Here is a 12,139-nt window from a genome sequence, read left to right as displayed (position 1 = left end):
GCCATGCGGATTGACCATGTAGTGCTGTGGACGAAGAACCCCGCCGTGTCGATGGATTTCTACACCCGGGTCGTTGGACTGGCACCAGTTCGGTTCGACGAGTTCCGCACCGGAGAGGCGCCTTTCCCCAGCGTGCGGGTCTGCGACGACGCCATCATCGACTTGCTCCCGAGCGAAGGCGCTGCGGGTACCGAAGAGCTGACGAAGGTGTCCGGCAGCGCGGGTCATCCAGTCAACCACGTATGCCTGGCGATGACGAAGGACGAGTACGACGCGTTGGATCGCCGGCTTCAGTCCGAGGGCGTGGATACCAGCGCGCGGCTGAACCGGAGCTTCGGCGCGCTGGGCTGGGCGCCGCAGGGCTATTACTTCGCCGATCCTGACGGCAATGTGATCGAGGCTCGCTACTACGAGTAATTCCTGCGTTGAGCGTAGTTCCTGGTTCCTGCGCCGCACGTGGTTCCTGCGCCGCACGTGGTTCCTGCGCCGCACGTGGTTCCTGCGCCGCACGTGGTTCCTCCGCCGCACGTGAAGCTGGTCGCACGCTCGGCGGCGAACGTGAAGCTGGCTTCACGCTCGGCCCAAGCTCGGGAACTGCCGATCGTTGACTTGTCTGAAACGCGGCGACCCGCGGCGCTCCGGCTCTGCCGGAGCTTGCGATCGCCGCGGGAACAAGGGCGGCGACCCGCGGCGCTCCGGCTCTGCCGGAGCTTGCGATCGCCGCGGGCGGTAACCTGGACATTTCCAGCTGCGTTTATCGGAAGGACCTGGCCACCTCGGCCGATGATTGATGAACCGTAGAAACGTGATCCGCACGCTCACGGCAGTGGCTGCACTGGCGTTGCTCGGCTGGTCGTTCTTTTACTTCAGCGACGACACCCGTGGCTACAAACCAGTCGACACCTCGGTGGCGATGGCCCAGATCAACAGCGACAACGTCAAGAGCGCGCAGATTGACGACCGCGAGCAGCAGCTGCGGTTGACCCTGAAGAAGGGCAACAACGACACCGAGAACGCCGACAAGGTCATCACCAAGTACCCGACGGGCTACGGCGTCGACCTGTTCAACGCGCTGACCGCCAAGAACGCAAAGGTCAGCACTGTCGTCAACGAGGGCAGTCTGATCGGCGAACTGCTCGTCTACGTGCTGCCGTTGTTGCTGCTGGTCGGCTTGTTCGTGATGTTCTCCCGCATGCAGGGCGGCGCCCGGATGGGCTTCGGCTTCGGCAAGTCACGGGCCAAACAGCTGTCCAAAGACATGCCGAAGACCACCTTCGCCGACGTCGCCGGCGTCGACGAGGCTGTCGAGGAGCTCTACGAGATCAAGGACTTCCTGCAGAATCCCAGCCGGTACCAGGCACTGGGCGCCAAGATTCCCAAGGGTGTGCTGCTCTACGGCCCGCCCGGCACCGGCAAGACGCTGCTGGCGCGCGCCGTGGCGGGCGAAGCGGGCGTGCCCTTCTTCACCATCTCCGGCTCCGACTTCGTCGAGATGTTCGTCGGCGTCGGCGCATCGCGGGTCAGAGACCTTTTCGAGCAAGCGAAACAAAACAGCCCCTGCATCATCTTCGTCGACGAGATCGACGCGGTCGGCCGCCAGCGGGGCGCCGGGCTGGGCGGCGGTCACGACGAACGCGAACAAACCCTGAACCAGTTGCTGGTCGAGATGGACGGCTTCGGCGACCGCGCCGGGGTCATCCTGATCGCGGCCACCAACCGGCCCGACATCCTGGACCCGGCGCTGCTGCGGCCAGGCCGTTTCGACCGCCAGATCCCGGTGACGAACCCCGACCTGGCGGGCCGCCGCGCCGTCCTGCGGGTGCACTCCAAGGGCAAGCCGATCGGCCCCGACGCCGACCTGGAAGGGCTGGCGAAGCGGACCGTCGGCATGACCGGTGCCGACCTGGCCAACGTCATCAACGAAGCTGCCCTGCTGACCGCCCGGGAGAACGGCACGGTCATCACCGGCCCAGCGCTGGAAGAGGCGGTCGACCGGGTCATCGGCGGCCCGCGACGCAAGGGCCGCATCATCAGTGAGCAGGAGAAGAAGATCACCGCCTACCACGAGGGTGGGCACACGCTGGCGGCCTGGGCGATGCCCGATATCGACCCCGTCTACAAGGTGACGATCCTGGCGAGAGGCCGTACCGGCGGCCATGCGGTTGCGGTGCCGGAAGAGGACAAGGGCCTGAGAACCCGCTCGGAGATGATCGCTCAGCTCGTCTTCGCGATGGGTGGACGCGCTGCCGAGGAACTGGTCTTTCGGGAGCCGACCACAGGTGCGGTGTCTGATATCGAGCAGGCCACCAAGATCGCCCGGGCGATGGTCACCGAATACGGCATGAGCGCGCGCCTGGGCGCGGTGAAGTACGGCACCGAACACGGTGACCCGTTCCTGGGCCGCACCATGGGTACCCAGCCGGACTATTCGCACGAGGTTGCGCGCGAGATCGACGAAGAAGTTCGCAAGCTGATCGAGGCGGCGCACACCGAGGCCTGGGAGATCCTGACCGAATACCGCGATGTGCTGGACACGTTGGCCGGCGAGTTGCTCGAGAAGGAAACGCTGCACCGCCCAGAGCTGCAGGCCATCTTCGGCGACGTCGAAAAGCGGCCGAGGCTTACCATGTTCGACGATTTCGGAGGCCGCATCCCGTCGGACAAGCCGCCGATCAAGACCCCGGGCGAGTTGGCGATCGAGCGCGGCGAACCCTGGCCGCAACCGCTGCCCGAGCCGGCGTTCAAGGCGGCGATCGCCCGCGCCAGCAAAGCCGCCGAGGAGGCGCAACCGGAGCCCCAGGGCAACGGGGCCAACGGCTCACACGGACCCACCCAGCCCGATTACGGTGCCCCGGCCGGATGGCACGCACCGGGATGGCCCCCGCCTTCGTCGGGCCGACCGCAACCCGCACCCGGCTATCCAGGCCCGGCCAGCGGCGAGCCTGGTGCCGAGGAGTCCGCCGGTCGGCTGGACAAAGACGTGACTCGGTCAAATCCGCCGGCCCACGGCTGAACCACGGAGGGTTCGATGACGCAGCTGGATTCCCGAGGTACCGGTGCACGTCCGTTCGACCAGGAGCGTGCCGAGGCAGCGGTCCGCGAGTTGCTGATCGCGGTCGGCGAAGATCCTGATCGACATGGTCTGCGAGACACGCCGGCTCGTGTCGCGCGCGCCTACAAGGAGATTTTTGCCGGGCTCTACACAGATCCCGCCACCGTGCTCAACGCGATGTTCGACGAGGATCACGACGAGCTGGTGATCGTCAAGGAAATACCGATGTACTCCACGTGTGAGCATCATCTGGTGGCGTTTCACGGAGTGGCCCACGTCGGCTACATCCCCGGAGCGGACGGCAGGGTTACCGGCCTGTCCAAAATCGCCCGGCTGGTCGACCTCTACGCCAAACGCCCGCAGGTGCAGGAGCGGCTCACCAGCCAGATCGCGGACGCGATGATGCGTCGACTGGACCCGCTCGGGGTGATCGTCGTCATCGAGGCCGAGCATCTGTGCATGGCGATGCGCGGTGTGCGCAAACCCGGCGCCACGACGACGACATCGGCGGTGCGCGGGCAGTTCAAGTCGGACGCCGCCTGCCGAGCTGAAGCGCTCGATCTCATCCTGCGGAAGTGAGTTCGCACCCGTGCAGGTGATGGGGGTGCTCAACGTCACTGACGATTCGTTCTCTGACGGCGGGCGCTACCTCGACGCCGACGGTGCGGTGCGGCACGGTTTGACGTTGGCTGCCGACGGTGCGGACATCATCGACGTAGGGGGCGAGTCGACGCGGCCGGGCGCGGTGCGGGTAGACCCCGAGGTCGAAACGGAGCGCATTGTGCCCGTTGTCAAAGAGCTTGTTGCGCAAGGAATCACCGTCAGCATCGATACCATGCGCGCTCGGGTGGCCCGGGCGGCGCTGGAGAACGGCGCGCAGATCGTCAACGACGTGTCCGGCGGACGCGCCGACCCGGCCATGGCGCCGTTGGTGGCCGACGCGGGAGTGTCCTGGGTGCTGATGCACTGGCGACCGGTGTCGGCGGACGATCCGCACCGGGTCCCGGACTACTGCGATGTGGTGGCCGACGTACGCGCCGAGCTGTTGGCCAGCGTCGACGATGCGGTGGCGGCGGGCGTTGACCCGGACCGCCTGCTGATCGACCCCGGATTGGGCTTCGCCAAGACGGGACAACACAATTGGGCGCTGCTGCACGGGTTGCCGAAGCTGGTAGCGACCGGGATTCCGGTGTTGCTCGGAGCCTCCCGCAAACGCTTTCTCGGTACATTGTTGGCCGGGCCGGACGGCACGCCGCGCCCAGCAGACGGCCGCGAGACCGCGACGGCGGTGATCACCGCTCTAGCGATGCTGCACGGGGTCTGGGGTGTGCGGGTGCATGACGTGCGTGCATCGGTGGACGCCCGCAAAGTTGTTCAGGCGTGGCAGCGAACTGGAAGGACCGGAAGCGATGACTGACCGGATTGAGATGCGTGGCTTGATCGTTCATGGCCGTCACGGGGTTTACGACCATGAGCGGGTGGCAGGTCAACGTTTTGTCGTCGACATCACCATGTGGATGGACCTGGCCGACGCCGCTCGCAGCGATGAGCTTGCCGACACCTACGACTACATAGGTCTGGCCCAACGGGCTAATGAGATTGTCGGCGGGACCCCGCGCAATCTCATTGAAACGGTCGGGGCGGAGATCGCCGATGAGGTGATGTCCGACCAGCGAGTGCATGCGGTCGAGGTGGTCGTGCACAAACCGCAGGCTCCGATTCCGTTGCCCTTCACCGACGTCGCAGTGGTCACCCGGCGTTCGCGCCGTGGAGGTCGGGGTTCGGCGGCTGACGCGGTATGACCCGGGTGGTGTTGTCCATCGGCTCGAATCTGGGCGATCGTCACCGACATCTGCAGTCGGTCGTCGACGGGCTGGGCGATGCGGTCGTGGCCGTGTCGCGGGTCTACGAGACCGACCCCTGGGGCGGCGTCGACCAGCAGCCGTTTCTCAACGCCGTGCTGGTCGCCGATGACCCCGGGCGGGATGCCCGGGACTGGCTGCGCCGCGCGCAGGAACTCGAGAACGCGGCCGGGCGGGTCCGGGAACGGCGTTGGGGACCGCGCACTCTCGACGTGGACATCATCGCGTGCTGCCGGCCGTCGTCGAGCGGCCGCGTCGACGTGTTGTGTGAAGGGGCTGATTTGACGGTGCCGCATCCCTTGGCCCACGTGCGCGCATTCGTGCTGGTGCCGTGGTTGGACGTCGATCCGAACGCTGAGCTGACGCTCGACGACGCGACCAGGTCCGTCGCCGAACTGCTCGCCGGGCTCGAACCCGCTGAACGGGAGGGCGTTCGCCTGACCGCGCTGACGCTGGACACCTGATGGGGCCTACCCGCAAACGGGACCTGACGGTTGTGGTGCTCGGTACCGCGGTGGTGGGCTATCTGCTCATCACGGTTTTGTACCGGTACTTTCCGCCGATCACGGTCTGGAGCGGGGTCTCACTCCTGGTGGTCGCCGTCGCCGAGGCGCTGTGGGCACGCAACGTGCGCGCCAGGATCAATGACGGCGAGATCGGTGACGCGTCCGGCTGGCTGCATCCGCTCGCGGTGGCACGCAGCTTGATGGTCGCCAAGGCGTCGGCCTGGGTGGGCGCGGTGATGCTGGGTTGGTGGCTGGGGGTCTTGGTCTACTTCCTGCCCCGGCGGTCGTGGATGCGCGCAGCCGCCGAAGACACTGGCGGTGCGGTGGTGGCGGCGGCGAGCGCGCTGGCGCTGGTGGTAGCCGCGATGTGGTTGCAACATTGCTGCAAGTCGCCTCCGCAGGATCCCGGCGAGCAAGGTGAAGGGGCCGAGACCTAGCCGCGGCAACCCCCGGCAACTCCGGCTGAGAATCGCCGGACTGGTGCGACACGCCAAGTGACCTCGCACGGGTACAGTCAGGGGCCATGACCGTTCTGTCCCGCGGCGCTCGGGTCCGGCGCGGCGGCCGCAGGCCGGGGTGGGTGCTCTTGACGACGTTGCTGGTTCTTGCAATCGGGGCCAGTTCCGCGCTGGTTTTCACCGATCGGGTGGAACTTCTCAAGCTCGCTGTGATCCTGGCGTTGTGGGCCGCCGTGGCCGGCGCGTTCGTGTCGGTGCTGTACCGTCGCCAGGCCGAGGCGGATCAGGCGCGGGCGCGGGACATGAAGCTTGTCTACGACCTTCAGCTGGATCGAGAAATCTCGGCGCGCCGCGAATACGAGTTGACGGTGGAGTCGCAGCTGCGCCGCGAGCTTGCGGCCGAGCTGCGTGCTCAGGCGGCCGACGAGATCGCGGCGCTGCGGGCCGAATTGTCGGCGCTGCGAACAAACCTGGAGATTCTCTTCGACACCGACCTCGAGCACCGACCGGCACTTGAGAACTTGAGGAGAGACGCCGCGCGCGCGTTGACCGATCGGCCCGCCAGCGGCGCCACGAACGGTGAGAGCCTGCCGGTCGACTGGGTCGCCAGCGACCGCGTCACCGCCGTGCGCCAGGAGCAAACGCCCGACGAGACCCCGCTACGCGAGGAGGAGGTCGCGATCATCGACGTGCCGGAGGAACCGTTGCTGCCGCCACGTCAGCCCGCCCAGGTCCGGGAGTATCCGCCTGCGCCGCAGCCCGAGCAGTTCCAGCCGCGGCATCGGCCACCACCACCCCCGCCCCACTTCCAGCCACCGCCGCAGTCGCAACCACCGCCGGCGGCCCGGCAGCCGGTCGCCGCCGACGGGCAGTGGCTACCGCCCGGCGCGCCGGGCAGCCACTGGGCACGGGCAGATGCTCCCGCCGCCCAAGTGCCCAGGGAACGAGAGGGCCGCGGCAGGCGCTCCCGGCACGCCAACGTCGACGAGCCGGTGGCTGGACCCATCGGCCTACCGGAGGAGGTCGCTCCGCCGCAGTACGGTGGCCGCCGTTCGCGGTCACGGCATTCGGCCGAATACCGGGATTACGGCGTCGGGAATTTCTCCGGGAACTCATCGGGCGCGCCGCTGCGGTCCCGGGACTCCCAACCAGAGCCGCGTCCGCCGGCCTCGGAGCCACCCGCCCCGCCTCGACTTGCCCCCGCACCACCGCCCCCACCCGCTCCCCGGCACCGCAGCGCCGAAGAACCGGTCGGTAGCCAGGAAGACACCGAAACCCCCAGCGGTGGTCAGTCGGCCGCCGAGTTGTTGGCACGCTTCCAGGTGCAACCCAGCGGCGGGGGCCGCCGACGGCGGCGTGACGCCTGACACGCTGTGCGCTGCCTGGCGCATCGACTAAAGTTTCTGGTGACCGTCCGGTACCCGCGCTGCGGGACTGGAACGAACGAAGAAATCTGTGAGGTCGTCTGCGATGGAGCAGTTCGACGGTTTGCGTCCGGCCAGGCTCAAGGTAGGGATTATTTCCGCCGGCCGGGTCGGCACCGCGCTGGGTGTCGCGCTGGAGCGCGCCGACCATGTGGTGGTGGCGTGCAGCGCCATTTCCCATCCCTCCGTGCAGCGGGCCCAGCGCCGGCTTCCCGATACGCCGATACTTCCGCCGCCGGATGTCGCCGCGGCTTCGGAGTTGCTGGTGTTGGCGGTCACCGATAGCGAGCTGCCAGGCCTGGTGGCCGGATTGGCTGCCACCTCGGCGGTGCGGCCGGGCACCATCGTGGTGCACACGTCCGGCGCCAACGGGATCGGGATCCTCGAGCCGCTGTCCCGGCATGGATGCATCCCGGTGGCTCTTCATCCGGCGATGACTTTCACCGGGGCCGATGAGGACATCGCCAGACTCCCCGGCACCTGCTTCGGCGTCACCGCCGCGAACGACGTCGGATACGCCATCGGGCAGTCGTTGGTATTGGAAATGGGAGGCGAGCCGTTCTACGTGCGCGAAGACGCGCGCGTGTTGTACCACGCCGCGCTCGCCCACGCCTCCAACCACCTGGTGACCGTGCTGGCCGATGCGCTCGAGGCGTTGCGGGCCGCCCTGAAAGAGGACGAATTACTCGGACTGGGGGTACCTCCCGCTTGCGGGGGACAGCGCGTCGACAATCAACCGGGCGGCATCGCCGAACGCATCGTGGGCCCGCTGGCCCGTGCGGCGCTGGAGAACACGCTGCAGCGCGGCCAGGCCGCCCTCACCGGACCGGTCGCGCGCGGCGACGCGGCCGCGGTTGCCGGTCACCTGAACGCACTCGAGGCAACCGATCCGCAACTCGCGCAGACCTACCGGGTGAACGCACTGCGGACCGCCCAGCGTGCGCACGCCCCTCAGGACGTTGTCGAGGTGCTGGCGCAGTGAAGGGACAGCCTCGCAAATTCGAGCCGGGCGAACTCAATGTCTACCCGGCGCCGGCGGACGTTACCGAGGTCACCCGCGCGCTGCGGCACACGGGCCGTCGAGTCATGTTGGTGCCCACCATGGGAGCATTGCACGAAGGTCACCTGACGCTGGTGCGCGCCGCGAAGCGGGTGCCCGGGTCCGTGGTGGTGGTGTCGATCTTCGTCAACCCGTTGCAGTTCGGCGTCGGCGAAGATCTCGATGCCTATCCGCGAACATTCGATGACGACCTGCGGCTATTGCGCGGCGAGGGTGTGGAAATTGTATTCGCGCCCACTGCATCCGGCATGTATCCCGACGGCCTGCGCACCACCGTGCAGCCGGGGCCGTTGGCTTCTGAACTCGAAGGTCGTTCGCGTCCAACACATTTCGCTGGAGTACTGACGGTGGTACTCAAGTTGCTGCAGATTGTCCGGCCCGACCGCGTCTTCTTCGGCGAAAAGGACTATCAGCAGCTGGTGCTGATCCGGCAGATGGTCGCCGACTTGAACTTCGACGTGCAGGTGGTAGGTGTGCCTACGGTGCGGGAAGCCGACGGATTGGCGATGTCGTCGCGTAACCGCTACCTGGACCCGGTGCAGCGCGAAGCGGCCGTGGCGCTTTCGGCGGCCCTGTCCGCGGGGGCGCATGCGGCCACCCACGGTTTCCAGGCCGCGCTGGACGCAGCGAGTGCGGTGCTGCAGGCCACGCCGGGGCTGGAGGTCGACTACCTGCAGCTGCGCGACACCCAGCTTGGTCCGGTGCCTACCAACGGATCCGGGCGGCTGTTGATCGCGGCGCGGCTGGGCACCACCCGGCTGCTGGACAATGTGGCGATTCAAATCGGTAGTTTCGCCGGCACCACCAGTGGGCCGGACACTCAATCACATTGGAGGAATTGATGTTACGGACGATGTTGAAGTCGAAGATACACCGGGCCACGGTCACCCAGGCGGACCTGCACTACGTCGGATCGGTGACCATCGACGCCGACCTGATGGACGCGGCCGACCTGCTCGAGGGCGAGCAGGTCACCATCGTCGACATCGATAACGGCGCCCGGCTGGTCACCTACGCGATCACCGGTGAACGCGGCACCGGAGTGATCGGAATCAATGGCGCGGCAGCGCATCTCGTTCATCCCGGGGACCTGGTGATCCTGATCGCCTACGGCACCATGGAGGATGCCGAAGCTCGCACCTACCAGCCGCGGATCGTGTTCGTCGATGCCGACAACAGGCAGATCGACCTCGGTAGCGACCCCGCTTACGTACCCGACGGCGTCGATGAGCTGTTGGACCCTCGGATCGGCGTCCGGTAACCGTGCTGCTGGCGATCGACGTCCGCAACACCCACACCGTCGTCGGCTTGCTGGCCGGAGCCAGGGAGAATGCGAAAGTCGTTCAGCAGTGGCGGATCCGCACCGAATCCGAAGTCACCGCGGACGAACTGGCGCTCACCATCGACGGTTTGATCGGCGAGGACGCCGAGCGCCTCACCGGTGCCGCGGGGCTGTCCACGGTGCCTTCGGTATTGCATGAGGTGCGGGTCATGCTCGACCAGTACTGGCCGGCGGTGCCGCACGTGTTGATCGAACCGGGAGTGCGCACCGGAATCCCGCTGTTGGTCGACAACCCGAAAGAGGTAGGGGCGGACCGGATCGTGAACTGCCTGGCGGCGTTCCACAAGTTCGGCAAGGCCGCTGTCGTCGTCGACTTCGGATCGTCGATCTGTGTGGATGTGGTGTCGGCCAAGGGAGAGTTTCTCGGTGGTGCGATCGCGCCCGGCGTGCAGGTGTCGTCGGACGCCGCGGCGGCACGCTCGGCGGCGCTGCGCCGGGTCGAACTCGCCCGGCCGAGATCGGTGGTGGGCAAGAACACGGTGGAGTGCATGCAGGCGGGTGCGGTATTCGGCTTTGCCGGCTTGGTCGACGGCCTGGTCAGCCGGATCCGCGACGACGTCAAGGGCTTCTCCGGTGGCGACGACGTCGCCGTCGTGGCCACCGGACACACTGCGCCCCTGCTGTTGCCGGAACTGCACACCGTGGAGCATTACGACAAGCACCTCACCCTGCACGGGCTACGGCTGGTTTTCGAGCGAAACCAGGATGCCCAGCGTGGCCGGCTGAAGTCGGCGCGCTGAGCGTCGCCGCGCCACAATTGATCCATTTGCAAATGACGCACACTTTCCCGGTGCGTCGTGTGCCAGGGCTACCTGTCGTGGTGACGGCCCGCTCGGTGAGACGAAGACGCCCGGCAACGGCGCGCCGCGATCTCATTTAAGCTGGCACGTCGTGAGTGCCGCCGATCGAGACGTGAGCGAGGATCTTCCCGAGCAGTTCCGTATCCGTCGGGACAAGCGTGCCCGGCTGTTGGCGGAGGGTCACGACCCCTACCCGGTGGCGATCGAGCGCACGCACACGCTGGCCGAGGTTCGGGCCGCTTATCCTGACCTGCCTATCGACACCGCGACCGACGAGGTGGTCGGTGTCGCCGGCCGGGTGGTGTTCGCCCGTAATACCGGAAAATTGTGCTTTGCGACACTGCAGGATGGCGACGGCACCCAGCTGCAGGCGATGATCAGCCTCGACAAGGTGGGTCAGGCGTCCCTGGACGCGTGGAAGGCCGACGTCGACCTGGGCGACATCGTGTTCGTGCACGGCACTGTGATCAGCTCACGCCGGGGCGAACTGTCGGTTCTGGCGGACTCCTGGCAGATGGCCGCCAAGTCGCTGCGACCGCTGCCGGTCGCTCACAAGGAGATGAGCGAAGAGGCGCGGGTGCGGCAGCGATATGTCGACCTGATCGTCCGCCCGCAGGCTCGCTCGGTGGCCCGGCAGCGGATCGCCGTAATTCGCGCCCTCCGCAATGCACTGGAACGCCGCGGGTTCCTTGAAGTCGAAACCCCCATCTTGCAGACACTGGCCGGTGGCGCCGCAGCGCGGCCGTTCATCACCCATTCCAATGCGCTCGACATCGACCTTTACCTGCGGATCGCGCCGGAGCTGTTCCTCAAGCGCTGCATCGTCGGTGGTTTCGACAAGGTCTTCGAACTAAATCGAGTCTTCCGAAACGAAGGTGCCGATTCCACGCATTCCCCGGAATTCTCGATGCTGGAGACCTACCAGACGTACGGGACCTATGACGATTCGGCAGTCGTCACTCGGGAGCTTATTCAAGAGGTGGCCGACGAGGCGATCGGCACCAGACAACTTCCGTTGCCCGACGGGAGTGTGTACGACATCGGCGGAGAATGGGCAACTCTGCAGATGTATTCCTCGCTGTCGGATGCGCTCGGAGAAGACATCACCCCTGGCACGTCGGTGACGCGCTTACGCGAGATCGCGGCACAACTGGACGTGGAGATTCCGGACAACCGTGGCTTTGGTCACGGCAAACTCGTCGAGGAACTCTGGGAGCACACCGTGGGCAAGAAGCTGACGGCTCCCACATTTGTCAGGGATTTTCCAGTGGAGACCACACCATTGACCCGCCACCACCGCAGTATCGGTGGGGTGACCGAGAAGTGGGACCTCTACCTGCGCGGAATGGAGCTGGCCACCGGGTACTCGGAATTAAACGATCCGGTGGTACAACGCGATAGATTTGCTGATCAGGCCCGTGCCGCCGCCGCCGGTGATGACGAGGCGATGTTGCTCGACGAAGATTTTCTGGCGGCGCTGGAGTTCGGTATGCCGCCGTGTACCGGAACGGGAATGGGTATCGACCGGTTGCTGATGTGTTTGACTGGCCTGTCAATTAGGGAGACCGTTTTGTTCCCGATTGTGCGTCCGCACTCCAACTGATCTGCACAAGTGGTGTCCGGATTGAGAATTCT

The 12,139-nt window shown here is 66.5% G+C and carries 13 protein-coding genes; all 13 read left to right on the top strand.

The window, feature by feature from the left end; translation table 11 throughout:
- Positions 1–3 precede the first annotated feature (3 nt).
- The 13 genes from ACX9NE_RS11630 to lysS all read left to right on the top strand — a co-directional run bounded on the left by ACX9NE_RS11630 (position 4) and on the right by lysS (position 12,107).
- Positions 4–417: a VOC family protein gene (locus tag ACX9NE_RS11630; RefSeq protein WP_459361651.1), complete on the top strand. Its 414-nt coding sequence runs from the start codon at positions 4–6 to the stop codon at positions 415–417.
- Positions 418–790: 373 nt separating this feature from the next.
- A complete protein-coding gene (gene ftsH / locus ACX9NE_RS11625; RefSeq protein WP_459361652.1) occupies positions 791–3,013 on the top strand; it encodes an ATP-dependent zinc metalloprotease FtsH in 2,223 nt (740 codons plus the stop codon).
- Positions 3,014–3,028: 15 nt separating this feature from the next.
- On the top strand, positions 3,029–3,631 hold the full coding sequence (folE, locus tag ACX9NE_RS11620) for a GTP cyclohydrolase I FolE (protein WP_459361653.1): 603 nt from the start codon (positions 3,029–3,031) through the stop codon (positions 3,629–3,631).
- Between the two features lie 19 nt (positions 3,632–3,650).
- On the top strand, positions 3,651–4,469 hold the full coding sequence (folP, locus tag ACX9NE_RS11615; protein ID WP_459361885.1) for a dihydropteroate synthase: 819 nt from the start codon (positions 3,651–3,653) through the stop codon (positions 4,467–4,469).
- Complete coding sequence (gene folB, locus ACX9NE_RS11610) at positions 4,462–4,854, top strand: dihydroneopterin aldolase (RefSeq protein ID WP_459361654.1); 393 nt, start codon at positions 4,462–4,464, stop codon at positions 4,852–4,854. The genes folP and folB overlap by 8 nt, the downstream gene beginning before the upstream one ends.
- A complete protein-coding gene (gene folK / locus ACX9NE_RS11605; RefSeq protein WP_459361655.1) occupies positions 4,851–5,378 on the top strand; it encodes a 2-amino-4-hydroxy-6-hydroxymethyldihydropteridine diphosphokinase in 528 nt (175 codons plus the stop codon). Before folB ends, folK begins: the two co-directional genes overlap by 4 nt.
- Positions 5,378–5,857, top strand: coding sequence for a DUF3180 domain-containing protein (locus tag ACX9NE_RS11600; RefSeq protein WP_459361656.1), 480 nt, complete (start codon positions 5,378–5,380; stop codon positions 5,855–5,857). Before folK ends, ACX9NE_RS11600 begins: the two co-directional genes overlap by 1 nt.
- A gap of 86 nt (positions 5,858–5,943) precedes the next feature.
- Positions 5,944–7,245, top strand: a complete 1,302-nt coding sequence (locus ACX9NE_RS11595; protein WP_459361657.1) for a DUF6779 domain-containing protein — start codon at positions 5,944–5,946, stop codon at positions 7,243–7,245.
- Positions 7,246–7,348: 103 nt separating this feature from the next.
- Positions 7,349–8,284 carry a Rossmann-like and DUF2520 domain-containing protein gene (locus tag ACX9NE_RS11590; protein ID WP_459361658.1) on the top strand — a complete coding sequence of 312 codons (936 nt, stop codon included), beginning with the start codon at positions 7,349–7,351 and terminating at the stop codon, positions 8,282–8,284.
- Entirely contained in the window at positions 8,281–9,204 is a 924-nt protein-coding gene (gene panC, locus ACX9NE_RS11585) for a pantoate--beta-alanine ligase (protein ID WP_459361659.1), read from the top strand. Before ACX9NE_RS11590 ends, panC begins: the two co-directional genes overlap by 4 nt.
- Complete coding sequence (gene panD / locus ACX9NE_RS11580; protein WP_459361660.1) at positions 9,204–9,623, top strand: aspartate 1-decarboxylase; 420 nt, start codon at positions 9,204–9,206, stop codon at positions 9,621–9,623. Before panC ends, panD begins: the two co-directional genes overlap by 1 nt.
- Before the next feature lie 2 nt (positions 9,624–9,625).
- A complete protein-coding gene (locus tag ACX9NE_RS11575) occupies positions 9,626–10,444 on the top strand; it encodes a type III pantothenate kinase (RefSeq protein WP_459361661.1) in 819 nt (272 codons plus the stop codon).
- A 151-nt stretch (positions 10,445–10,595) separates the two neighbouring features.
- The gene (lysS, locus tag ACX9NE_RS11570; RefSeq protein ID WP_459361662.1) at positions 10,596–12,107 is read left to right on the top strand and encodes a lysine--tRNA ligase; all 1,512 of its coding nucleotides are present in this window, start codon (positions 10,596–10,598) and stop codon (positions 12,105–12,107) included.
- The last annotated feature ends 32 nt before the right edge of the window (positions 12,108–12,139 follow it).

This window comes from Mycobacterium sp. ML4 (genome assembly GCF_054515735.1).
Note: the sequence above shows the minus strand (reverse complement) of the source record. Positions and strands in the feature narration are given on the sequence as shown.